Below are 21,856 nucleotides of genomic sequence, written 5' to 3'. Positions count from 1 at the left end.
CCTGAGCCGTCACCGCCGGTCCGAACGCGGGAAGGGAGCCGTGCCGTGCGCAACCGCGAGTCGTGAGTCCAGTGCCGCCTGTCCGCTTCGCCCGGAAGGAGAGCCCCGTGCGCAACCGCGAGTCCTGAGCCCCCGTGCCCCGTTTTCGTCCCATTACGAGAAGGGATCGTCACCATGCGCAACCGTGAGTCGTGAACGGAACCGCCGGCCCGGGTGGGACCGCTCAGGCGGTCGCCCCGCCGTCGACCACGAGGTCGTGCCCGACGGTGAAGGCCGCTTCGTCCGAAGCGAGCCACAGCACCGCGGCCGCCACTTCGGCGGTGGCACCCACCCGGCCCAGCGGGATCGCACCCTTCAGCCGCTCCGCGCGGTCGGCGTCCGTCTCGCCGGGTCGCCGTGACATCTTGGTGTCGGTCGCGCCCGGGCTGACCGCGTTGATGCGGATGCCTTCGGCGATGTGGTCGCGCGCCGCCGTGCGGGTCAGCGCGCTCACCGCCGCCTTCGACGCCGCGTAGGCCGCCATGCGCGGCAGCCTGCCGTGCGCGCCGATGTTCGACGCGATGTTGACGATCGCGCCGCCGCCGTGCGCCCGCATGTGGGCGACTTCGTGCTTCAGGCACAGCCAGGTGCCGGTGACGTTCGTGGTCAGCACCGCGCCGAAGCCGTCCTCGTCGAGGTCCGCGGCCGCCGCGGGCGACCCGAGGATGCCCGCGTTGTTGACCGCGACGTTCAAGCCGCCGTGCCGCGCGACGACCGTCTCGACCATCCGCGCCACGCTCGCCGAGTCCGTCACCTCGACGGTGACCGCGCTCGCGTCGCCGCCGATCTCCTTCACCGCGGTCGCGAGCCGCTGCTCGTCGCGTCCGGCCACGACCACCGTCGCGCCCTCGGCCGCGAACGCCTTCGCCGTCTCGCGGCCGATGCCCGAGCTGCCGCCCGTCACCAGGACGACCTTGCCTGCGAAACGTGCCCCCATCGAGTGCCTTCTTTCTGGTCCGATCAGTCTTGAATGAGCCGAAGAGCCTGCGAGACGGCCGCGTGGAGCCGGTCCGCCGCGTCGCTGCCCTTGCCCAGCACCCGCAGGCCCTGGAGCACGGTCAGCAGGAACCGGGCGATCGTCGCCGGGTCGCTGTCCGCGGACAGCTCGTCCTGCGCCTTCGCGCGCTCGAGCGCCATCGTGAGCGCGACTTCGAGGGTGTCCCAGCTGCGTTCCACGACCCGGGCGACCGCCGGGTCGTGGGGGAGCAGCTCGATCGCCGCGTTGACTACGAAGCACCCGATCGGCCCGGCTTCTCCCAGGATGTCGGCGACGTAGCCGTCGAGCAGCCGCTTCACCGCCGCGACGCCCGATCCCGGCTTCGACAGCTCGGCCACGACCCGCGCGTCCGTCTGCTCGGCGTAGCGCTTCAAGGCCGCGACGTACAGGTCGTGCTTCGTGCCGAAGGTGGCGTACAGGCTCGCCTTCGCGACGCCCAGGTGCGTGACGAGATCGCTGACCGACGTCGCCTCGTAGCCCTGACGCCGGAAGAGCGCGAGCGCCGCTTCGCACGCTTCGCCGACGTCGAACTCCTTCACCCGGGACATGATCGAAACCCTAGCTCTTTCGAGAACGGTCGGTCAAATAAGCACCCGGCGGTGTGTCGCGTCCGGTGACGGCGCGTGCGGTGGCACTATGGCTGCTCTGACCGGCCCGAGGGGGTGAGCGATGCAGGATCGGCTGACGCTGCCGCCCACGGTCGTCGCGACCCACCTGCGCTCCTGCGCCGACGAACTCGCCGCGAGCCTGCGGTGCGGCGGCCCGGGCGCCACGACGACCGAGCTCACCGACGTCGTCGCCCAGCTCGTCGCCGGGCAGGAGGCCATCTCGCACGCGCTCGCCGGCCTCGCCGCCCGCGTCGAAGCCGGGTCGAACGCGCTCGCCGCGGCCCCGCCGCTGGACGTCGAGGTGGTCACCGAGGTACTCCGCGCGGCCGCCATCGCCGCCCGCTGTTCGGCCGAAGCGCTCGACGAAGTCACGCCGTCGTTCGAATGTGTGAGCGAATCCGTCGCGCCCGACACCCGTTTGTAGCTGTCGGCGCGCGCGACCGTCCCCCTAGCCTGGAGCTGCGGAGGTGGCCCATGCGCGCGGTGTGGACGGGCACGATCGGGTTCGGCGGCTACGCCATTCCGGTGAAGGCGTACAGCGCGACCGAAGAGCGCGAGATCCCGCTGCACCAGGTCCACGAGGCCGACGGCGGCCGCGTCCGGGTCAAGCGGGTGTGCGAGGTCGACGGCGAAGAGGTGCCGCCCGGCGAGATGGTCCGCGGCTACCCCGTCCCCGGCGGCGACGTCGTGCTGCTGTCGGACCACGAGCTCGCGTCGCTCCCGATGCCGGGGCGCACGATCGCCATCCGCGGGTTCGTCCCGCTCACCGACGTCGACCCGATCTGGTTCGCGAAGAGCTACTACCTCGAACCCGAGCCGAAGGGCACGAAACCGTACGTGCTGTTCAGCGAAGCGCTGCAGCAGTCGGGCCGGATCGCGCTGGTCACTGTCGCCCTGCGGCGCCGCGAGACGCTCGGCGCGCTGCGTGTGCGCGACCAGGTGATCGTGCTCGAAACGATGCTGTGGCCCGAGGAGATCCGCGAACCCGACTTCCCGTTCCGCCACGCCGACGTCGACATCCGGCCCGGCGAGCTGCGGCGCGCGGTGAACCTCGTCGAGGAGCTGACCGGCGAATTCGACCCCGGACGGTACCCGGACCGGTACCGTGCGGCCTTGGAGTCGTTGATCCGCTCGAAGATCGACGGCGCCGAGGTGGTCCAGCCGACGGCCGCCGAGCAAGCCGAGGGCGTCACCCGGCTGCTGGCGGCGTTGCAGGAGAGCGCTGGGGAAGCCGAAGACGCGCGCAACGCGGCCGTCGCGAAGGCCAAGGCCGCCGCGGCGCGAGCGGCGAAGGCGCGTACGACGGCGAAGCGGGCCGCGAACCGCGGCCGCACGAAGACGCCTTGAGTATTACTACCCACGGGTAATTGAGGGTTCTCACACTCAACCCGCCGCCTCCGGAGCGGCAGACTTCGTTCTGCCAGCGGGTACCGGATCGCTGGTGAGGGGGGAAGTCCGGACGGCCCCTGGGGAGGTGAGCCGTCCGGGCACCAGGGTTCCGGGGCGGGCCGGAGGAGGAGCGGTCCGTGCCCGGAACCCGTCTCGCACCGCGGGGAGGCGGCGCGAGCAAGGGGGTGTCTCGAACGCCGCCGCGGAGGGATCGAGGGGTCTCCGCGGCGGCTTTCAGGCGTCCTGAGCTGGGCGGAGTTACGCTTGCCCACTCGGTGCGGGAGGTGCGGTGACGTCTTCGGTTTACCTGCTCGGCTCGGGGTTCAGTCGTGCGATCAGCGAACACATGCCGACGATGGACGGCCTTTCCGCGGCCATTCGAAGCGATCTACGCGCCAGAGGACGGCCGACCCTGCCTGGGGAGGACACCCCACTGGCGGACAACTTCGAACAGTGGTTGAGCTACCTCATCGAGGACCCGCCATGGCTGGACGACGGGCAAAAGTTTCGAAATCGCGCTGCCTTCAGCGACGTGGCCGAAAGTCTGCACTCGGTCTTGTCGGCACTGCAGGCACTGGCGGCAGAGGACGCGCCGCCGGGCTGGTTGCCCCAACTCGTTCGATATTGGCAGGGAGTCGGGGCCGTTGTGATTACTTTCAACTACGACCTTCTCGTCGAGAGGACGCTGCTGACCGAGGCCGCAGGTCTCAGATGGACGGGAATCTATCCAGTTCCGATTGCTCCGTTGGGCATCCGTACGAGCGGTATCTTGGGTAGCAGGAAGAACACGGGCGGACTACGCCTTCTGAAGCTGCACGGGTCACTGGGTTGGTGGTATTCCGGACCAGCGAGTCCGCCAGGGGATCAGCTATATGGCACGCGGATCGATCCGTGGGGTCCGGCCAGTTCGACGCCACCGATCGTCGGTGTCGACGAGTTGAGCGTCGACAAGGTGCCCATGATCGTTCCACCCGCGGCGGTGAAGAGTCCGTACTACGTGAACAACACGATCCGGGCCATGTGGCGTCAGGCCGCGGAAGCGCTCCGCGAGGCGGAGGAATTGGTGATCATGGGATTCAGCCTGCCGCCGTCGGACCAGATAGTCAGCTCGATGCTGGCGACGGAGCTGAACGCGAACGCAAAGATCATCCCCGTCGACTACAGCGACGCAGTCGTACGCAACCTCGAGCGGATCTTCCCCGCCGAACGGATCGTCACCGAGTACGCCGGTCTTGGCGACTCGGCGGTGCCCAAGTGGGTCGCGACCAGGGCGAACCTCGCGGACTGACCTCAGGCGTCCGCGACGCGCACGAGCAGGTCCGAAGCCAGCTTCAGCAGCTGCCGCTCGGTCGGTGAGAGCGTCGCTTCCAGCGCCGTGGCCAGCCACCGTTCCCGTCGCGCGCTGTAGTCCCGGAGCACCGCCAGCCCGGCCGGCGTGATGCTGATCAGCGAGCGGCGGCCGTCCTCCGGGTCGGGCGTGCGGGTGACGAGCTCGCGTTCGGTCGCCCACGCGAGGATCCGGGTCAGCGACTGCGGTTGCAGCCGTTCCGCTTCGGCCAGCTCGGTCGGCGTGTGCGTGCCCGCGCGGTAGAGCCTGCTCAGCACCGCGAGCACGGCCGGGCCCGGGCCGCTCGGGTCCCGCTCCGCGCGCATCCGCCAGTTCAGCCGCCCGACGCCTTCGCGGACCCGCCGGGCCAGGTCGGCGAGCTCGGCGTCGGCGCTGACCGGGGGAGCGACGTCGGGTTCGGGGTGCATGCCCCCAGGTTAGGCGGTTCCGCGCACCAACTTCGCGTAGCGCCCGTCGCGGGCCAGCAGCTCTTCGTGCGTTCCCCGTTCGACTATCCGGCCTTCGTGCAGCACGACGATCTGGTCGGCGTGCTCCACTGTGGACAGCCGGTGCGCGATGGTCAGGGTCGTGCGGCCCGCGGCGAGGCGGTCCAGCTCGGCCTGCACCGAGCGTTCGGTGCGCGTGTCGAGCGCGCTGGTCGCCTCGTCGAGGATGAGCACCGGCGGGTTGCGCAGCAGGATCCGCGCGATGGCCATCCGCTGCTTCTCCCCGCCGGAGAAGCGGTAACCGCGCTGGCCGACGACCGTGTCGTACCCCTCGGGCAGCGCGGCCAGTGTGTCGTGGATGTGCGCGGCCTTCGCGGCCCGCTCGATCTCGTCGTCGGTCGCGTCGGGCTTGGCGAAGCGCAGGTTCTCCCGGACGGTGTCGTGGAAGAGATAGGTCTCTTGCGACACCAGCCCGACGCCCGCCGCGAGCGACGCGAGGGTGACGTCCCGGACGTCGACGCCGTCGATCGTCACCGACCCGCCGCTCACCTCGTACAGCCGCGCCACCAGGTAGGCGAGCGTCGTCTTGCCGGAGCCGGTCGAGCCGACGAGCGCCGTCGTGGTGCCGGCCGGGACGTCGAGGTCGATGTCCGCCAGGGTCAGCGGCCCGGCGGTGTCGGACTCGTCGTAGCGGAAGGACACCCCGCGCATCGCGACGTCGCCGCGGCGCACCTCGAGCACGCGCGCGTCCGGCTTGTCGGCGATCTCCACCGGCAGGTCGAGCACCTCGAAGATGCGGCCGAACAGCGCTTTCGACGTCGCCACGTTCTGCCCGATCGTCTGCATCGCGGTCGCCGGGGCGACCAGCCGGTTGAGCATGCTGGTGAACGCCACGACGGTGCCGAGCGAGAACGGCGTCGCGCCGCCGGCCAGCGCGAGCCCGGCGATCCAGTAGACCAGCGCGGGGATGACGGTCAGGCTCATCCCGCGCGACGCGATCTGCCAGCGTCCGGCCAGCGCGGCGGCGCGTTCCAGCGCCGCGATCTCCCGCGACTCCGCGCCGAACCGCTCGCGCACCGCCCGCTCGTTGCCCATCGTCTTGGCGAGCAGCACGCCGGTGACGGACAGGGACTCCTCGACCATCGTCGTCAGCCGGGCCATCCGCCGCGTGCGGCCGCGGGCCAGCGTCCGGCGCTTCTTGCCGAGCCGCAGCGTGAACAGCAGGAACAGCGGGACGACGATCAGCGACAACGCGGCCAGCTGCCAGTCGAGCGCGATCAGGGCGACGGCGATCGCGATCGTGGTGGTCGCGTTCTGCACCACCGAACCGGCCGTCGTGGTGATGACGTTGTCGACGCCGCCGATGTCGTTGAAGACCCGCGAAAGCACTTCGCCGCTCTTCGTCCGCGTGAAGAAGCCGAGCGACATCCGCTGCAGGTGGCCGTAGACGGAGACGCGCAGCTCGTTCATCACGCGCTGCCCGATCGTGTTGGAGAGCCCGGTGGTCGCGACGCCGAGGGAGCCGCTGCCGACCGCGCAGGCGATCATCCCCGCGGCCAGCAGGCTGATCAGCAGCGTGTCGCGGTGCGGCAGGGCGTCGTCGAGGATCGCGCGCAGCAGGAACGGCGAGACGACGCCGAGCCCGGCCTGCAGCACGATCAGCGCGAACAGCGCGGTGAGGGGCGCGCGGTGCGGGTGGAACAGCCCGGCGATCCGCCGGAGCGGGACCGGTTCGTCGGCGTCGGCGGCCGGTTCGCGGAGGACGGGCACAGAAGTCATACACGTATGTTTACTAAATCCGTGCGGGTAATCGACCGATTTCGGCTTGGTAAAGCGGACGTCAGGAAACGCGGTAGTTACCGTATGTTGAGCAATGTCCGCGTACCCGCGAGGAGAACCACCCGGAGCGACTACCCTCGGAGGGGCCGGCCTCGTCCGGCGCGCCACTCTCGACCCAGCTGGAGCGTGCACACCCGTGTTCGACACCCTCTCCGATCGGCTCACCGCCGCCCTGCAGACGCTCACGCGCAAGGGCAGGCTGTCCGACGCCGACATCGACGCCACCGCGCGCGAGATCCGCATCGCGCTGCTGGAGGCCGACGTCGCCCTCGGCGTGGTCAAGACCTTCATCGCGAGGATCAAGGAGCGGGCGAAGGGCGCCGAGGTCTCCCAGGCGCTCAACCCCGCGCAGCAGGTCGTCAAGATCGTCAACGAGGAGCTCGTCGGGATCCTCGGCGGCGAGACGCGTCGGCTGAACCTGGCCAAGACGCCGCCGACCGTCATCATGCTGGCCGGTCTGCAGGGTGCCGGTAAGACGACGCTCGCGGGCAAGCTCGCGCTGTGGCTGAAGAAGCAGGGCCACGCGCCGATGCTGGTCGCCTGTGACCTCCAGCGCCCGAACGCCGTCACCCAGCTGCAGGTCGTCGGCGAGCGCGCCGGGGTCGTCACGTTCGCGCCCGAGCCGGGCAATGGCGTCGGCGACCCGGTCGACGTCGCCCGCCGCGCGATCGCCGAGGCCAAGCACGCGCAGCACGACGTCGTCGTGGTCGACACCGCGGGCCGCCTGGGTGTCGACGAAGAGCTGATGAAGCAGGCCGCCGACATCCGCGACGCCGTCGAGCCGGACGAGGTCCTGTTCGTCGTCGACGCGATGATCGGCCAGGACGCCGTCACGACGGCGCAGGCGTTCCAGGACGGCGTCGGCTTCAGCGGCGTCGTGCTCACCAAGCTCGACGGCGACGCCCGCGGTGGTGCCGCGCTGAGCGTCCGCGAGGTCACCGGCCAGCCGATCCTCTTCGCCTCCAACGGCGAGAAGCTCGAGGACTTCGACACCTTCCACCCGGACCGGATGGCGTCGCGCATCCTCGGCATGGGTGACGTGCTCACCCTGATCGAGCAGGCCGAGCAGGCCTTCGACCAGAAGCAGGCCGAGAAGGCCGCCGAAAAGCTGTCCAGCGGACAGCTGACCCTGGAGGACTTCCTCGAGCAGATGCTCGCGGTCCGCAAGATGGGCCCGATCGGCAACCTGCTCGGCATGCTGCCCGGCGCCGGGCAGATGAAGGACCAGCTGGCCCAGGTCGACGACAAGCACCTGGACAAGCTGCAGGCGATCATCCGCGGCATGACTCCGGCCGAGCGCGACGACCCGAAGATCATCAACGGGTCCCGCCGGCTGCGCATCGCCAACGGCTCCGGCGTCACCGTCCGCGAGGTCAACGACCTGGTCAACCGGTTCTTCGAGGCCCGCAAGATGATGGCCCAGATGGCCGGGCGCTTCGGCTTCGGCGGCGGGGGCGGCGGCTCCAAGTCGCGCAAGGGCAAGAAGGGCAAGAAGGGGCGCGGACCGACCCCGCCCAAGGTCCGCGGCGGCTTCCCCGGCGGCATGCCGATGCTGCCCCCCGGCGGCATGGGCGGCGGCGGGATGCCCGACCTGTCGCAGCTGGGCGGCATGAACGACGTCCCGGGCTTCGACCCGTCGAAGTTCAAGCTGCCGAAGAACCCGAAGGACAATTGAGCACCGCGCTCCACGCCGCCGGGGTGGTCCTGCCCGGCGGCGAGTCCCGCGACCTGTGGATCACCGACGGCCGGATCTCGTTCGAGCCGGTCCGCGGCGCCGAGACGCTCGGCCGGGACGTCTTCCTCGTGCCCGGCCTGGTCGACGCGCACTGCCACCCCGGCATCGGCGTCGGCGGGCCGGTCTCGCTGGAAGAGGCGACCGAGCAGGCGCTCGCCGACCGCGCGGCGGGCACGTTGCTCATCCGCGACTGCGGTCTGCCGATCGACGTCCGGCCGCTGCAGCGGCGGGCCGACCTGCCGACGATCATCCGCGCCGGGCAGCACCTCGCCCTGGCCAAGCGGTACATCCCCGGCCTCGGCATCGAGCTGGAGGACCCCGCGCAGCTGCCCGCCGCCGTCGCCGAGCAGGCCCGCGACGGCGACGGCTGGGGCAAGCTGGTCGGCGACTGGATCGACCGCGGCGCCGGCGACCTCGCCCCGCTCTGGCCGGACGACGTCCTCGCCGAAGCCGTCAAGGTCGCGCACGACCACGGTGCCCGCGTCACCGCGCACGTGTTCGGCGAAGCCGCGATGCCCGGGCTGATCGCGTCCGGCATCGACTGCCTGGAACACGGCACCGGGCTGAGCGCCGACCAGCTCGCCGAACTCGCGCGCAACGACGTCGCGCTCGTCCCGACACTGATCAACATCGACAACTTCCCCGGCATCGCGGACAAGGCGGGCAAATACCCGGCGTACGCGGCGCACATGCGCGCGTTGCACGCGGGCGTCGGCGAGATGGTCGCCACGGCGATCGAAGCGGGCGTACGCGTCTTCGCGGGCAGTGACGCGGGAGGCCTGGTCGAGCACGGCAGGCTCGTCGACGAGATCGAGGCCCTGCACCGCGCGGGCATGACCCGCGAGCAGGCCCTCGCGAGCGCGTCCTGGGCGGCCCGCGACTGGCTCGGCCACCCCGGCATCGCCGACGGCGCCCCCGCCGACCTGCTCGTCTACCCGAGCGATCCCCGCGAGGACCTGGGCGTCCTCCGGCATCCTTCGCACATCGTCCTCGGCGGCGTGGTGTACGCCTAGACCCCGCCGATTTCCTTGCGGGGGCGGCACTTTAGCGTGGGGCGCGTGACGGACGACGACGGCGCACGGCGCGTGCTGGGAGCGCACTGGTGTTTCGTGGCGTTCTTCATCGGGATCGCCGGCTACTACCTCGCCAACCTGATCATCGCCGCCGCGGTCAACCGCAACGTCGGCGAGTTCGACCCCCTCGAACTGCGCGACGTCGGCCCGCTCCTGCTCCTGGCGTTCGTCCCGAACCTGCTGCTCGGCCTCGGCCCGGCGGCGGGCTCGTGGCTCTGGGGCCACGGCCTGCGCGCGGACTTCGGCCTCAAGCCGACGTGGCGCGACGTCCGGATCGGCCTCGCCTGCGGCGTGCTCGCGCTGGTCGTCGGCTACCTGCTCAACCTGGTGCTGATCGCGGTCTACGGCGCCGACGACGTCTCCGACAGCCCGCTGACCGACCTCGCCGACACCTACGACGGCGACACCGTCTGGCTGGTGCTCGCCGCGGTGATCGTCATCGCGGGCGCGCCGATCACCGAAGAGCTGCTGGTCCGCGGCACGCTGTGGAACGGGCTGTCGGCGCACCGGATCCCGCCGTGGGTGGTGCTGGTGGTGACGGCGCTGGTGTTCGCCCAGCTCCACGGCGAGCCGACGCGCACGATCGCGCTGTTCGGCCAGGGCATCGCGATCGGGCTCGCGCGGCACCTGTCCGGCCGGGTCGGCGCCGGCGTGATCGCCCACGCGGCGAACAACCTGCCGCCCGCCGTGCTCCTGTTCGTCGCGCACTGAACGTTGCGAAGATCGATGGACAGTAGTGGGACGGATACTGTGCGATCACATCCCGGCGGCTAGGCTCGGAGGCTGGAGCCGACCGAGCGCGGAGGGCAAGGCGTGACCACTTCCCAGCCCCGGGACCCGGCTCCGGACGCGCTGCCGGAACGCGAGGAGCCCGCCGCGACCGCCTTCCTCCCGCCCGCGCGGCGGCACCGCTGGGGCTTCGGGGCCTTCCTGCTGGTCGAGGCGGTGCTGCTGGCCTCGGCGGCGTTCGTGTCCGTGCTGGTCGGCGACACCGGCCCCGGCCCGCTGCCGATGCGGGTCGTGCTGCTGGGCACCATGCTGCCGACGATGATCGCGGCCGGGGTCGCGGTGCTGATCACGTACGTGCGCGGCAACGGCCCGGTCGCCGACCTGCGGCTGGAGTGGCGCTGGGCCGACGTGAAGACGGGGTTCCGCTACGGCTGCGTCGGGCTCGTCTTCACCACCCTCGGCGCCTACCTCTGGACGCAGATCGTCGGCAACGCGAACGCGACGTCGGCGATCAGCGCCCTGGTCGAGGACCGGAAGATGTCGGTCTCGGCGGCCGTCGTGATGTTCGTCTACCTCTGGCTGCTGGGGCCGATCTGCGAGGAGATCATCTACCGCGGCCTGCTCTGGGGCGCCGCGGAACAGCTGCAGTGGCGCAGTGAGCAGTGGGGCCGCGTGGCGGCGTTCCTGCTGTCCACGGCGGTGTTCGCGGCCAGCCACCTCGAGCCGCTGCGCACGACGTTGCTGCTGGTCATCGCCATCCCGATCGGCCTGGCGCGGCTGGTCACCGGACGGCTGCCGGGCAGCATCGTCGCGCACCAGGTCAACAACTTCCTGCCGGCCCTGACCATCCTGCTCGGGGCGCTCGGCGTGGCCTCTTTCTGAGCCTCTTGCCGGGTCCGCGCGGGCCGTCTGGCAGAATGGTGCACTGCCTGCTTCCGCCGGACCCTCTCACCGTGCGAAAGCTCCTGACCTTCGGGTGCCCGCGTCCGTGTCCCCACTCGGCCCGCGTGCGCCCAGCCCAGCACCAGAGAGATTCGAGGAGAACCCACACCCGTGGCCGTCAAGATCAAGCTGCAGCGCCTCGGCAAGATCCGTGCGCCGTACTACCGCATCATCGTCGCCGACGCGCGCACCCGCCGGGACGGCAAGGCCATCGAGACGATCGGCAAGTACCACCCGAAGGAAGAGCCGAGCCTGATCGAGGTCGTCTCCGAGCGCGCCCAGTACTGGCTGGGTGTCGGCGCGCAGCCGACCGAGCCGGTCCAGCGCCTGCTGGAGATCACCGGTGACTGGCAGAAGTTCAAGGGCCTGCCGGGCGCCGAGGGCACCCTGAAGGTGGCCGAGCCGAAGCCGTCCAAGCAGGACCTGTTCAACGCGGCGCTGGCCGCGGCCGGCGAGGAGCCCTCCACCGAGGCCACCACGCCGAAGAAGAAGTCCGCCCCGAAGAAGGCCGAGGCCGAGAAGGCGGAGGCGGCTGAGGGCGAGAAGTCCGAGTGAGTTTCCTCGCGGACTCCCTCGAGCACCTGGTGCGCGGGATCGTCGACAACCCGGACGAGGTCCGGGTCGAGCTGCTGACCACGCGTCGTGGCCGCACGCTCGAGGTGCACGTGCACCCCGACGACCTCGGCAAGGTGATCGGCCGGGGCGGTCGCACGGCGACCGCCCTGCGCACCGTCATGGGCGGCATCGGTGGCCGCGGCGTCCGCGTGGACGTCGTCGACACCGACCGCTGAGCGCCTTTCGGAAACGGTCAGGATGGACGTCGTAGTCGGCCGCATCGCCAAGGCGCACGGCATCCGCGGGGAACTCGCGGTGGACGTGCGCACGGACTCGCCGGAAGAGCGGTTCAAGGTCGGTGCGGCGGTCACGACGAAGCTGCGTGACGGCAGCTCAAGGGAACTCACCATCGCAGCCGCCCGCGAACACAGCGGGCGGCTGCTGGTGCGTTTCGAGGAGGTCCTGACCCGCGACGTCGCCGAGACGCTGCGGGGCGCCCTCCTGCTCGCCGACACCTCGACGCTGCCGCCGACGTCGGACCCGGACGAGTTCTACGACCACGAGCTGGCCGGCCTGCGGGCCGAGCTGGCCGACGGCACGGTCGTCGGCAAGGTCGTCGAGGTCGTCCATTCCCCGGCCGGTGAGCTCCTCGAACTCGACGTCGAGGGCCGCTCGGTCCTGGTGCCCTTCGTCCGCGCGATCGTCCCCACGGTGGACGTCGCGGGCGGCCGGGTCGTGCTCGACCCGCCGGAAGGGCTCCTGGACGCCTGACATGCGGATCGACGTCGTCACGATCTTCCCCGAGTACCTCGACCCGCTGCGCGCGGCGCTGCTGGGCCGGGCCATCGACCGCGGCCTCATCGAGGTCGGCGTGCACGACCTGCGCGACTGGACCCACGACGTCCACCGCGCGGTCGACGACGCGCCGTACGGCGGCGGCCCCGGCATGGTGATGAAGCCGCAGATCTGGGGCCCGGCCCTGGACGACGTCTGCACGTCCGAGACGCGCCTGGTCGTGCCGACCCCGGCCGGGAAGCCGTTCACCCAGGAGCTGGCCCACGCCTACGCGGCGGAGAAGCACCTGGTGTTCGCCTGCGGCCGCTACGAGGGCATCGACCAGCGGGTCGTCGACGACGCCGCGCGCCGGATGCCGGTCGACGAGGTGTCGATCGGCGACTACGTGCTGGTCGGCGGCGAGGCTGCGGTGCTGGTCATCGTCGAGGCCGTCGTCCGGCTGCTGCCCGGCGTGCTCGGCAACGCGCGTTCGGCCGCCGAGGACTCGTTCTCCGACGGCCTGCTCGAAGGCCCCAGCTACACGCGCCCGGAGGTGTGGCGGGACCTGGCCGTGCCGGAGGTGCTGCGGTCGGGCAACCACGCCCTGATCGACCGCTGGCGGCGCGACCAGGCCCTGGAACGCACGGCCCGGCGCCGCCCCGATCTCCTCGCGCGGCTGCCGGAAGGTAGTCTCGACAGGCACGACCTCGGGGTCCTGGAGGGCTTGGACCCCGAGCAGACCTAGGGCCGGGTCATCGGGCCCGATCTCGGTCTGTAATACTTGACTCTTGCGGTGGGCAGGAATCAAGCCCACCACCAGCCCCCTGGTCGCCCGCAGCGGCACCGTTGCGCGCCCGGGATCTGTACGCAAGCCATACCGAAGACGAGGACGGACCACCGATGAACACCCTGGACGCGCTGGACAAGCAGTCGCTGCGTTCCGACATCCCGGACTTCCGCCCGGGCGACACGCTCAAGGTGAGTGTCCGCGTCATCGAGGGCAACCGCGAGCGCAACCAGGTCTTCCAGGGCGTGGTCATCCGCCGTCAGGGCGGTGGCATCCGGGAGACCTTCACCGTGCGCAAGGTTTCGTTCGGCGTCGGCGTCGAGCGCACCTTCCCGGTGCACTCGCCGAACATCGCCTCGATCGAGGTCTTCAAGCGCGGTGACGTCCGCCGGGCGAAGCTGTACTACCTGCGTGACCTCCGCGGCAAGGCCGCCAAGATCAAGGAGCGCCGCGAGAACCGCGAGACGGCCTCGGCTAACTGAGTCACAACCCGGTTACCGGTAGCCTGACGACGTGGCCGAACCCGTGTCCCAGAACGCTCCTGAGGATGACCCCGATCGCTCCGAAGAGGACAAGCCTCGGCTGTCCCGCTCCGAGGAGCGCGGGGGATCCCGCCGGCGGCGTGCCAAGCCCGCCAAGAAACGGTCGTTCTGGAAGGAACTGCCGATCCTGCTCGTGATCGCCCTGGTGCTCACGATCCTGATCCAGACATTCCTCGCGAAGGTCTTCATGATCCCCTCGGGGTCCATGGAGGCCACGCTGCACGGGTGCCCGGGGTGCACCGGTGACCGGATCCTCGTCGACCGGGTCACCTACGACTTCACCGAGCCCTCCCCGGGCGACGTGATCGTGTTCAAGGGCCCGCCGGCGTGGATCAACAACGAGATCCCGCCGCAGGAGTCCGGCAACATCATCGTCCGGGGCCTGCGCGGGCTCGGCTCGCTGGTCGGGTTCGCCCCGCCGGACGAGCGCGACTTCGTCAAGCGGGTGATCGCGGTCGGCGGCCAGACCGTCCAGTGCTGCGACCCGCAGGGCCGCATGATCGTGGACGGCAAGGCACTCGACGAGCCGTACATCTACTGGGACGACCCCTCGAACCAGCAGCAGAAGACGTTCGAGCCGGTCAAGGTCCCGGCCGGGACCGTCTGGGTGCAGGGCGACAACCGGAACAACTCCGACGACTCGCGGTTCCAGGGCGGCGGCGGCGTGAACGGCGCGGTCCCCGTGGACAACATCATCGGCAAGGCGCGGATCATCGTCCTGCCGCCGAGCCGGTGGGGCGGGATCACCGACCACAACCCGCAGGAGTCGGCCCAGCCGGTGGCGCTCGGCGCGCCGGCCTGGCAGAGCGGGATCCCGCTCGGTGCCGGCGTCGCGGCGGCGTGGCCGGTGCTGTTCCTGGGGCGCAAGCTGAAGTCGGGCATGCGCCGGGCGGCCGGGCGGAAACGCTAGCCACCCGAACCGTTTCCGGCAGACGGGTGATCCAGCCTTGACTCTTCCCGTTCCCCTCACCGCGGCCGAGCCGATCCGGCCACCGCGGGCCGTGGTGCGCGGCGACCTCTTCTGGGGTCTGCAGGGCGCCCTCGACCGCCGTGGCCTCGGCCCGGTCGCCGGTGTGGACGAAGCAGGCGCCGGCGCGTGCGCCGGCCCGCTGGTGGTCGCGGCCTGCGTGCTCAAGCAAGGCGACGCGAAGCTGACCGAGCTGACGGACTCCAAGCTGATGACGGCCAAGGCGCGCGACCGCGTCTACGACCTGATCCTCAAGCGAGCCGTCGACTATTCGGTGATCGTCGTCCCGACCGAAGAGGTCGACCTCTACGGCATCCGGGTGATGAACCTGGAGGCGATGCGGCGCGCGGCGGCGGCGTTGCGCGTGTCCCCCGGCTACATCCTCACCGACGGGTTCCGGGTCCCGGGCCTCACGACCCCGAACACGGCGGTGATCAAGGGCGACCGGTCGGTGGCGTGCATCGCGGCCGCGTCGGTGCTGGCGAAGGTGACGCGCGACCGCATCATGGCGGGCTACCACGACGACCTCCCGCACTACGGTTTCGACGTGCACAAGGGTTACAGCACGACCGACCACCTGGCGGCGCTGCGCGAACACGGCCCCAGCGACGTCCACCGCTGGTCGTACACGAACGTCGCCACGGCGGCCATCAAGCACGGCATGCGCCCCGCGCGGCCGGTCCTGCTGACCTACGCGGCGCTGGAAAAGGCGATCGAGACCGGAGCGTCCGCGGGGCTGGCCGCGGTCCTCGACGAGGCACTCGAGCCACAACTCAGCCTGCCGCTGCATGCCCCGGCCGCGGGTGTGGGTCACAATGAACGCTCCGCCGGCGGAGCAGCAGCACGAACCCGAGGAGGGGCGCGGATTTCATGAGTGCGGAGGATCTCGAGAAGTACGAGACCGAGATGGAGCTCTCGCTGTACCGCGAGTACCGCGACATCGTCGGCCAGTTCTCGTACGTGGTGGAGACCGAACGCCGGTTCTACCTGGCGAACGCGGTGGACGTCCAGGTCCGCGACGGCGGCGGCGAGGTGTACTTCGAGGTCCGCATGTCCGACGCGTGGGTCTGGGACATGTACCGCCCGGCCCGGTTCGTCAAGCACGTCCGGGTGATCACGTTCAAGGACGTCAACGTCGAGGAGCTCGACAAACCCGACCTGCGCCTCCCCGAGGACGGCCCGTTCTCGGGCTGACCAGCGGTTTCCACCGGCCCATCCGCCACGGATGGGCCGGTTCTTTGTGCGCGCCCGCGCCCTAGCACAACGGACCGACGAAACCGGCCCGTCCCGGGCGACCGGTGGACCGGTTGTCCCCATCCCCCAGGTTGTCCACAGCCCGGCGATCCGGCTCTGGATCGGCCGTCCCGCCCCCTGGCATCGTCGAACGCACACGCACCGTGATCCCCGGGACCGCCCCGGTGACGGGCGCGGAGGAGGGGGCGAACAGATGACGGGCACGGACCAGCTCGCCAGACACCGGCGCGACCTGGGTGCCTGGGGCGAGGACCTGGCGCTCCGGCACCTGCGCGAGCAAGGCCTCATCCTGCTGGGCCGCAACTGGCGCTGCCGCGAAGGCGAGCTGGACCTCGTCCTCACCGACCGGGCCCGAGTGGTGTTCTGCGAGGTGAAGACCCGCACGGGCACGGAGTTCGGCCTGCCGTCGGAGACGGTGACGGAGGAGAAGGCGGGCCGGGTGCGCCGGGCGGCCCAGCGCTGGCTGCGCGAGCACCGCATCGGTTGGTGCCCGGTCCGCTACGACGTCGTGACGATCCTGGCGGAGCCGGGAACCCGGCCCCGGATCCAGCACATCGAGGCGGCGTTCTGATGCCCATCGCCAAGGCTTGGTCGGCGGCGCTGCTCGGCATCGACGGCCGGGTGATCGAGATCGAGGCCGACCTCGGCGGCGGGCTGAGCCGCGTCACGCTGGTCGGCCTCCCGGACGCCGGGTTGCGGGAGGCGAAGGACCGCGTCCGCTCGGCGGTGCGCAATTCCGGGCAGCCCTGGCCGGACGGCAAGGTGACGCTCGGGCTGTCCCCGGCGAACCTGCCGAAGATGGGCTCGGCGTACGACGTGGGCATCGCGGCAGCGGTCTTGGCGGCATCGGGCGCGGTCCCGGCGACGCGCCTGCTGGGCACGGTGCTGCTGGGCGAGCTGGCGTTGGACGGCCGCATCCGCCCGGTCCGCGGCATCCTCCCGGGCCTGCTGGCGGCCCGCGCGGCGGGCTACGGGCGGGCGGTGGTGCCGACGGAGTCCCTGGTCGAGGCGGCGCTGGTGGAGGGCATCGACGTCGTCGGCGCACCGCACCTGCGAGATCTGGTGGCGTGGCTGAAGGCCGAAGCCGACCTGGCGAGCCCGCGGCCACCGGGCCCGGCAACCCCGCCGGAGGTCCCGGACCTGGCCGACGTGGTGGGCCAGCCGGAGGCGAGGTGGGCGCTGGAGGTCGCCGCGGCGGGCGGGCACCACCTCCTGCTCACGGGTCCGCCCGGGGTGGGCAAGACGATGCTGGCGAAGAGGCTGCCCGGCCTGCTGCCGCAGTTGTCACCGGAGGAGTCGTTGGAGGTCACGGCGGTCCACTCGGTCGACGGCTCGCTGTCGAAGTCGTCGCCGTTGGTGATCGTGCCGCCGTTCGTCGCACCGCATTATTCGATCTCGATAGCGGCCCTGATCGGCGGCGGAAGCGGAATAGCGTCGCCAGGCGCGATCAGCCGGGCGCACCGTGGCGTGCTGTTCCTGGACGAGGTCTGCGAGTTCGGCGCGCAGTGCCTGGAGTCGCTGCGAACGGTGCTGGAAGAGGGCGAGGTCCGCATAGCGCGCGTGAAGGGTTCGATCACGTACCCGGCGAGGTTCCAGCTGGTGCTGGCAACGAACCCGTGCGCATGCGCACCACCGAAGGACACGGACTGCGTGTGCTCCCCGGCGGCCCGCCGTCGCTACTTCGGCAAGCTGTCCGGCCCCTTGCTCGACCGAGTGGACCTCCGAGTGAGGCTGCGCCCGTTGAGCGCGATCAGCGCCCACGACACGGGAACGGCGGAGTCATCAGAGGTGGTCCGCACCCGGGTGATCGAGGCCCGCGAGCGAGCGGCCCACCGCTGGCGCGACCACGGCTGGCTGTCGAATTCAGAGGTCCCGGGCCCAGCGCTGCGACGCCAGTTCCCCTTGCCCCCGAACGCAACGATCCTCCTCGACCGCGCGATGGACCGCGGAGCCTTGAGCGGCCGCGGCGCGGACCGATGCTTGCGCATTGCCTGGACCCTGGCCGACTTGGACGGCGAGACCCGCCCGGGCGCCGAGCAGGTGGGTTCGGCCCTGGCGTTCCGTGAGCGGGTGGCGGCATGAGCGCCGACGACGTCCGGCGGGCCCGCGCCTACCTGCTTCGCGTCGCGGAGCCACCCGCGCCCGCCCTGGTCGCCTTCGTGGCCGAGCATGGTCCGGTCGATGCGGCGGCGCGGGTGCGTCGCGGTGACTGCCCGCCCGAAGTGATCAAGGCGACCGAAGCCCGCCGGATCTACGACCTCGTCGACCAGGACTTCGCGCGGGCCGCTGCAGCGGGCGCTCGGCTTGTCATCCCGGAGGACGATGAATGGCCGTCCTGGCCGCTCCTCGCCCTCGATCTCGCCGGTCGGCGGGGTGTCGCCGAGGCCGTTCCTCCGCTCGCCTTGTGGGTCGCCGGTGGTCGTGCTCTCGGTGATGCCGCTGATCGGGCCGTTGCCGTCGTCGGCGCTCGGGCCGCCACCGGCTATGGCGAACACCATGCCGCCGAAATCGCCTACGGGCTCGCCAACCGGGGCGTGCCGATCTTCTCCGGTGCCGCCTACGGCATCGACGGCGCCGCCCACCGCGGTGCGCTCGCCGCCGGTGGGGTCACCGTCGCCGTGCTCGGCTGCGCCGTCGACGCCGGTTATCCCGCCGGGCACGTCGGCCTGCTGAACCGGATCGTGCGCGACGGCGGTGCCGTCGTCAGCGAGTACCCGCCCGGCACTCCGCCCGCGCGGCACCGCTTCCTGGTCCGGAACCGGCTCATCGCCGCCCTCACCGAGGGCACCCTGGTGGTCGAGGCCGGGCTGCGCAGCGGTGCCCGCAACACCGCGAGCACCGCCGGGGCGCTCGGGAAAGTCGTGATGGCGCTGCCCGGACCCGTCTCGTCCGCCACCTCCGCCGGCTGCCATGAGCTGATCCGGGACTCCCGGGCGACGCTGGTCTCGACGGTCGACGAGATCCTCGAGGCCGTCGGCCGCTTCGGCATCGCCGAAGACCCCTCGGCGCGGCCGAAACGCCCCACCGACCGGCTGGGACCCGAGGCCTTGCGGGCCTACGAGGCCCTGACCGTGCGATCCGACCGGTCCGACGCCGAGATCGCGACCGAATCCGGCCTCCCCTTGCGCAAGGTCCGGGCACTGCTGCCGGCCTTGGAGATCGACGGATTCGCCGTCCGCGGCGACGCCGGCTGGCGACGACGGAGCAAAAGCGCGTGACCACCACGAATTCCGGGAGAAATCGTCGAACGCGTTCGGCCGGTCCGGTGGGCCCGCGTGGCGATCCTTGACCGGAGGCACTTGTTCGCGCAGCGTGACATCCATGCCGCCACCACGCTCCGGCCGGACGCGTCGTCCGGACCTGCGCGCGCTCCGGGCCGCGTTGCCCGAGTCCGTCCAGGCCGTCGTCACCGGCTACGAACGGCACCTCGGGCTCGAACGGGGCCTGTCCGCGCACACCGTCCGCGCGTACGTCGGCGACGCCGTCTCGCTGCTGGGGTTCGTCGCGGAGGGCGGGGGCGAGCTCGGCGACCTCGACCTCGCGCGGCTGCGGGCGTGGCTCGCCGCCCAACAGTCCGGTGGGGCGAGCCGCACCACGCTCGCGCGGCGGGCCGCGTCGGCCCGGACCTTCACCGCCTGGGCGCACCGCACCGGCCTGCTGGCCGGTGACCCCGGTGGCCGGCTCGCCGCCCCGCGGGCGCACCGCACCCTGCCCGGGGTGCTGCGCGCCGGCCAGGCGGACGAAGTCATGCGGGCGTCGGCGGCCGGTGCGGCCGAACGCGATCCGATCGCGCTGCGTGATCGCGCGATCGTCGAACTGCTCTACGCCACCGGCATCCGCGTGTCGGAACTGTGCGGGCTGGACGTCGGCGGGGCCGACTTCTCCCGTCGTGTCGTCACGGTGCTCGGCAAGGGCGGGAAGGAACGCGTCGTCCCGTTCGGCGTCCCGGCCGCCGAGGCCTTGACCGACTGGATCGAGGAGGGACGGCCGAAGATCGTCGCCGAAACCGCCGGTGACAGCGTCGAGCCCGCGCTTTTCCTCGGTGTCCGGGGCAAACGCGTCGACCCGCGCGCGGTGCGGCGGGTGGTGCACGACGCCGTCACGGCGGTGCCGGGAGCGCTCGACATGGGCCCGCACGGCCTGCGTCATTCGGCGGCGACGCATCTGCTCGAAGGGGGTGCCGATCTCAGGAGCGTTCAGGAACTGCTTGGTCACGCTACGCTTGCCACGACGCAGCTCTACACTCATGTGACCGTCGACCGGTTGAAAGCGATCCATGACCGAGCGCATCCCAGGGCCTGAGGCGGCCCCGGGAGCCTCACCGGGGTCGTCACCAGCGGGCCCGGCGGCGCACGCGCATCCGCACGAGCACGGAGACGACACTGAGCCGCATGCCGAGAACGACTGTGCAATGACCGCAGGACCGCACGTGACCGAAGCCGCCGGAGTGACCACTCACGGTGACGCCGCCGCGCCCGCCGAAACCCGGGCGGGCTACGACGTCGACGCCGGGATCGCGGCGCTGTGGCGGCAGTTCGCCGACAGCCCCGACCAGGCGTCGCGCGATCGGCTCGTGCTGCACTACGCCCCGCTGGTCAAGTACGTCGCCGGCCGGGTCGGCACCGGCCTGCCGACGCACGTCGACGTCGGCGACCTCGTGCAGTCCGGCATCTTCGGGCTCGTCGACGCGATCGAGAAGTTCGACCCCGAGCGCGGCCTGCGGTTCGAGACGTACGCGATGCAGCGCATCCGCGGCGCGATCCTCGACGACCTCCGTTCGCAGGACTGGGTGCCGCGCGCGGTCCGCAGCAAGGCCAAGGAGGCCGAGCGCGCGATGGAGCGCCTCGGCGCGCGCCTGAACCGCACGCCGACGGACGCGGAGCTCGCCACCGAACTCGGCATCGGCCTCGACGACCTTCGCGACTTCTACGGCCAGCTGCAGCTCACGAGCGTCGTGGCACTGGAGGACCTGGTCGCCGCGGGCAAGGACAGCGGCTCGCTGGTGGACACGCTGCCCGACGACGACGCCGTCGACCCGGTCGCGGTGCTCGTCGACCAGGACAACCGCCGCCAGCTCGCGCAGGCCATCGCGCAGCTCACCGAGCGGGACAAGATCGTGGTCAGCCTCTACTACTTCGAGAGCCTGACGCTCGCCGAGATCGGCAAGGTCCTCGGCGTCACGGAGTCGCGGGTGAGCCAACTGCACACGCGGGCGGTCATGCGGCTGCGCGCCAAGCTGGTCGAGCAGACCGGCAGCTGATCACGAACCACCTCCCCACGGCTTGAGCCGGTATTCGCCGACCTCGCCGACCAGGGCGAGCGGGTCGGCGTACTCCTCGCCGCGCCGCACGCCCCAGTGCAGGCAGGCGGCGACCGAGCAGCCGGGGTGCCCGGGGAGGACGGTGCCGAGCACCTGACCTCGGTAGACCTGGTCGCCGACGGCCACCTTCGGCGCGACGGGCTCGTAGGTGGTGCGGAGGCCGCCGTCGTGGTCGACGGAGATGACCGGCCGTCCGGCGACGGGCCCGGCGAACACGACGACGCCCGCCTCCGCCGCCAGCACTTCCTGCCCGGGCACGGCGGCCAGGTCGACCCCGCGGTGCCCGGCGCTGTAGGGGGTTTCGGGTGCGTCGAAGTACTTCACGACCACCGGATCGGGTGATAGAGGCCAGGAGAGCCGCGATTGCCGCACGGTGGGATCGGCACGGGACGCCGCCGACGGACCGGGTGAGATCGGCTCCGCCATGGGGGCGGTCGCCCAGACGAGAGGGGTGGACGGCGCCGGTCGGAGGGCGGCCGCGGATGCGAGCACCGGCGCGGGCGCCGAGGTCGGCTGCGGTCCGCTCGCCGCTG

The 21,856-nt window shown here is 71.4% G+C and carries 25 protein-coding genes; 20 read left to right on the top strand and 5 right to left on the bottom strand.

The annotated features are described in order from the left end of the window. Positions 1-223 precede the first annotated feature (223 nt). Positions 224-976, bottom strand: a complete 753-nt coding sequence (locus QP939_RS01085; RefSeq protein ID WP_285454581.1) for a glucose 1-dehydrogenase — start codon at positions 974-976, stop codon at positions 224-226. A 23-nt stretch (positions 977-999) separates the two neighbouring features. Continuing rightward, the gene (locus tag QP939_RS01080) at positions 1,000-1,584 is read right to left on the bottom strand and encodes a TetR/AcrR family transcriptional regulator (RefSeq protein WP_285454580.1); all 585 of its coding nucleotides are present in this window, start codon (positions 1,582-1,584) and stop codon (positions 1,000-1,002) included. Between the two features lie 121 nt (positions 1,585-1,705). On the opposite strand from QP939_RS01080, the gene QP939_RS01075 reads away from it, so the two are divergent. The 3 genes from QP939_RS01075 to QP939_RS01065 all read left to right on the top strand — a co-directional run bounded on the left by QP939_RS01075 (position 1,706) and on the right by QP939_RS01065 (position 4,321). After that, the gene (locus QP939_RS01075; RefSeq protein ID WP_285454579.1) at positions 1,706-2,068 is read left to right on the top strand and encodes a hypothetical protein; all 363 of its coding nucleotides are present in this window, start codon (positions 1,706-1,708) and stop codon (positions 2,066-2,068) included. Between the two features lie 50 nt (positions 2,069-2,118). After that, positions 2,119-2,991, top strand: a complete 873-nt coding sequence (gene ku, locus QP939_RS01070; protein ID WP_285454577.1) for a non-homologous end joining protein Ku — start codon at positions 2,119-2,121, stop codon at positions 2,989-2,991. A gap of 331 nt (positions 2,992-3,322) precedes the next feature. Then, entirely contained in the window at positions 3,323-4,321 is a 999-nt protein-coding gene (locus tag QP939_RS01065; protein WP_285454576.1) for an SIR2 family protein, read from the top strand. Positions 4,322-4,323: 2 nt separating this feature from the next. On the opposite strand, the gene QP939_RS01060 is transcribed toward QP939_RS01065, so the two are convergent. Together QP939_RS01060 and QP939_RS01055 are read right to left on the bottom strand one after the other, a co-directional pair. Next, positions 4,324-4,788, bottom strand: a complete 465-nt coding sequence (locus QP939_RS01060) for a MarR family winged helix-turn-helix transcriptional regulator (RefSeq protein WP_285454575.1) — start codon at positions 4,786-4,788, stop codon at positions 4,324-4,326. Positions 4,789-4,797: 9 nt separating this feature from the next. Further along, the gene (locus QP939_RS01055) at positions 4,798-6,585 is read right to left on the bottom strand and encodes an ABC transporter ATP-binding protein (protein ID WP_285454574.1); all 1,788 of its coding nucleotides are present in this window, start codon (positions 6,583-6,585) and stop codon (positions 4,798-4,800) included. Positions 6,586-6,781: 196 nt separating this feature from the next. Between QP939_RS01055 and ffh the strand changes: the two genes are divergently transcribed. The 17 genes from ffh (at position 6,782) to QP939_RS00970 (ending at position 21,263) form a co-directional block, all read left to right on the top strand. Next, positions 6,782-8,320 (top strand): signal recognition particle protein, encoded by a 1,539-nt coding sequence (gene ffh, locus QP939_RS01050; protein ID WP_285454573.1) that lies wholly within the window; start codon positions 6,782-6,784, stop codon positions 8,318-8,320. After that, positions 8,317-9,393 (top strand): amidohydrolase family protein, encoded by a 1,077-nt coding sequence (locus tag QP939_RS01045; protein WP_285454572.1) that lies wholly within the window; start codon positions 8,317-8,319, stop codon positions 9,391-9,393. The genes ffh and QP939_RS01045 overlap by 4 nt, the downstream gene beginning before the upstream one ends. Before the next feature lie 45 nt (positions 9,394-9,438). Beyond that, positions 9,439-10,164: a CPBP family intramembrane glutamic endopeptidase gene (locus QP939_RS01040; protein WP_285454570.1), complete on the top strand. Its 726-nt coding sequence runs from the start codon at positions 9,439-9,441 to the stop codon at positions 10,162-10,164. A 102-nt stretch (positions 10,165-10,266) separates the two neighbouring features. Continuing rightward, a complete protein-coding gene (locus QP939_RS01035) occupies positions 10,267-11,064 on the top strand; it encodes a CPBP family intramembrane glutamic endopeptidase (protein WP_285454569.1) in 798 nt (265 codons plus the stop codon). Positions 11,065-11,235: 171 nt separating this feature from the next. Next, positions 11,236-11,679 (top strand): 30S ribosomal protein S16, encoded by a 444-nt coding sequence (rpsP, locus tag QP939_RS01030; protein WP_043780385.1) that lies wholly within the window; start codon positions 11,236-11,238, stop codon positions 11,677-11,679. Then, entirely contained in the window at positions 11,676-11,915 is a 240-nt protein-coding gene (locus tag QP939_RS01025; protein WP_003103110.1) for an RNA-binding protein, read from the top strand. Before rpsP ends, QP939_RS01025 begins: the two co-directional genes overlap by 4 nt. A 22-nt stretch (positions 11,916-11,937) precedes the next feature. Continuing rightward, positions 11,938-12,450 (top strand): ribosome maturation factor RimM, encoded by a 513-nt coding sequence (gene rimM / locus QP939_RS01020; protein ID WP_285454565.1) that lies wholly within the window; start codon positions 11,938-11,940, stop codon positions 12,448-12,450. Between the two features lies 1 nt (position 12,451). Continuing rightward, complete coding sequence (gene trmD / locus QP939_RS01015) at positions 12,452-13,198, top strand: tRNA (guanosine(37)-N1)-methyltransferase TrmD (RefSeq protein ID WP_285454563.1); 747 nt, start codon at positions 12,452-12,454, stop codon at positions 13,196-13,198. 155 nt (positions 13,199-13,353) lie between these two features. Further along, positions 13,354-13,722 (top strand): 50S ribosomal protein L19, encoded by a 369-nt coding sequence (gene rplS, locus QP939_RS01010; protein WP_072480952.1) that lies wholly within the window; start codon positions 13,354-13,356, stop codon positions 13,720-13,722. A 31-nt stretch (positions 13,723-13,753) separates the two neighbouring features. Then, complete coding sequence (gene lepB / locus QP939_RS01005; RefSeq protein WP_285454562.1) at positions 13,754-14,692, top strand: signal peptidase I; 939 nt, start codon at positions 13,754-13,756, stop codon at positions 14,690-14,692. Between the two features lie 91 nt (positions 14,693-14,783). Then, complete coding sequence (locus QP939_RS01000; RefSeq protein ID WP_285459604.1) at positions 14,784-15,623, top strand: ribonuclease HII; 840 nt, start codon at positions 14,784-14,786, stop codon at positions 15,621-15,623. Beyond that, on the top strand, positions 15,620-15,943 hold the full coding sequence (locus QP939_RS00995) for a DUF2469 domain-containing protein (RefSeq protein WP_003096226.1): 324 nt from the start codon (positions 15,620-15,622) through the stop codon (positions 15,941-15,943). The genes QP939_RS01000 and QP939_RS00995 overlap by 4 nt, the downstream gene beginning before the upstream one ends. Positions 15,944-16,196: 253 nt before the next feature. Further along, the gene (locus QP939_RS00990) at positions 16,197-16,574 is read left to right on the top strand and encodes a YraN family protein (protein WP_285454556.1); all 378 of its coding nucleotides are present in this window, start codon (positions 16,197-16,199) and stop codon (positions 16,572-16,574) included. After that, complete coding sequence (locus QP939_RS00985) at positions 16,574-18,085, top strand: YifB family Mg chelatase-like AAA ATPase (protein WP_285454555.1); 1,512 nt, start codon at positions 16,574-16,576, stop codon at positions 18,083-18,085. The genes QP939_RS00990 and QP939_RS00985 overlap by 1 nt, the downstream gene beginning before the upstream one ends. After that, on the top strand, positions 18,082-19,221 hold the full coding sequence (dprA, locus tag QP939_RS00980; RefSeq protein ID WP_285454554.1) for a DNA-processing protein DprA: 1,140 nt from the start codon (positions 18,082-18,084) through the stop codon (positions 19,219-19,221). Before QP939_RS00985 ends, dprA begins: the two co-directional genes overlap by 4 nt. Positions 19,222-19,324: 103 nt before the next feature. Next, on the top strand, positions 19,325-20,305 hold the full coding sequence (locus QP939_RS00975) for a tyrosine recombinase XerC (RefSeq protein WP_285454553.1): 981 nt from the start codon (positions 19,325-19,327) through the stop codon (positions 20,303-20,305). A 109-nt stretch (positions 20,306-20,414) separates the two neighbouring features. Then, a complete protein-coding gene (locus tag QP939_RS00970) occupies positions 20,415-21,263 on the top strand; it encodes a FliA/WhiG family RNA polymerase sigma factor (RefSeq protein WP_285454552.1) in 849 nt (282 codons plus the stop codon). Here QP939_RS00970 and QP939_RS00965 read toward each other — a convergent pair whose 3' ends face one another. Then, positions 21,264-21,647 carry a M23 family metallopeptidase gene (locus QP939_RS00965; RefSeq protein ID WP_434219626.1) on the bottom strand — a complete coding sequence of 128 codons (384 nt, stop codon included), beginning with the start codon at positions 21,645-21,647 and terminating at the stop codon, positions 21,264-21,266. It abuts the gene before it with no gap. Positions 21,648-21,856 lie beyond the last annotated feature (209 nt).

It is taken from the genome of Amycolatopsis nalaikhensis (genome assembly GCF_030264295.1).
In the GTDB taxonomy this organism is placed as follows: Bacteria; Actinomycetota; Actinomycetes; order Mycobacteriales; family Pseudonocardiaceae; genus Amycolatopsis; species Amycolatopsis nalaikhensis.
This window is presented reverse-complemented; position numbering and strand designations above follow the sequence as displayed.

Excerpts from the sequence above, each read along its gene's own strand:
- QP939_RS01055 (WP_285454574.1), bottom strand. The coding sequence starts at position 6,585 with ATGACTTCTGTGCCCGTCCTCCGCGAACCGGCCGCCGACGCCGACGAA.
- QP939_RS01075 (WP_285454579.1), top strand. The coding sequence starts at position 1,706 with ATGCAGGATCGGCTGACGCTGCCGCCCACGGTCGTCGCGACCCACCTG.
- QP939_RS00975 (WP_285454553.1), top strand. The coding sequence starts at position 19,325 with ATGCCGCCACCACGCTCCGGCCGGACGCGTCGTCCGGACCTGCGCGCG.
- trmD (WP_285454563.1), top strand. The coding sequence starts at position 12,452 with ATGCGGATCGACGTCGTCACGATCTTCCCCGAGTACCTCGACCCGCTG.
- QP939_RS00995 (WP_003096226.1), top strand. The coding sequence starts at position 15,620 with ATGAGTGCGGAGGATCTCGAGAAGTACGAGACCGAGATGGAGCTCTCG.
- QP939_RS01080 (WP_285454580.1), bottom strand. The coding sequence starts at position 1,584 with ATGTCCCGGGTGAAGGAGTTCGACGTCGGCGAAGCGTGCGAAGCGGCG.
- rplS (WP_072480952.1), top strand. The coding sequence starts at position 13,354 with ATGAACACCCTGGACGCGCTGGACAAGCAGTCGCTGCGTTCCGACATC.
- rimM (WP_285454565.1), top strand. The coding sequence starts at position 11,938 with ATGGACGTCGTAGTCGGCCGCATCGCCAAGGCGCACGGCATCCGCGGG.
- QP939_RS00990 (WP_285454556.1), top strand. The coding sequence starts at position 16,197 with ATGACGGGCACGGACCAGCTCGCCAGACACCGGCGCGACCTGGGTGCC.
- QP939_RS00985 (WP_285454555.1), top strand. The coding sequence starts at position 16,574 with ATGCCCATCGCCAAGGCTTGGTCGGCGGCGCTGCTCGGCATCGACGGC.
- dprA (WP_285454554.1), top strand. The coding sequence starts at position 18,082 with ATGAGCGCCGACGACGTCCGGCGGGCCCGCGCCTACCTGCTTCGCGTC.
- QP939_RS00970 (WP_285454552.1), top strand. The coding sequence starts at position 20,415 with ATGACCGCAGGACCGCACGTGACCGAAGCCGCCGGAGTGACCACTCAC.
- QP939_RS01060 (WP_285454575.1), bottom strand. The coding sequence starts at position 4,788 with ATGCACCCCGAACCCGACGTCGCTCCCCCGGTCAGCGCCGACGCCGAG.
- ku (WP_285454577.1), top strand. The coding sequence starts at position 2,119 with ATGCGCGCGGTGTGGACGGGCACGATCGGGTTCGGCGGCTACGCCATT.
- QP939_RS01085 (WP_285454581.1), bottom strand. The coding sequence starts at position 976 with ATGGGGGCACGTTTCGCAGGCAAGGTCGTCCTGGTGACGGGCGGCAGC.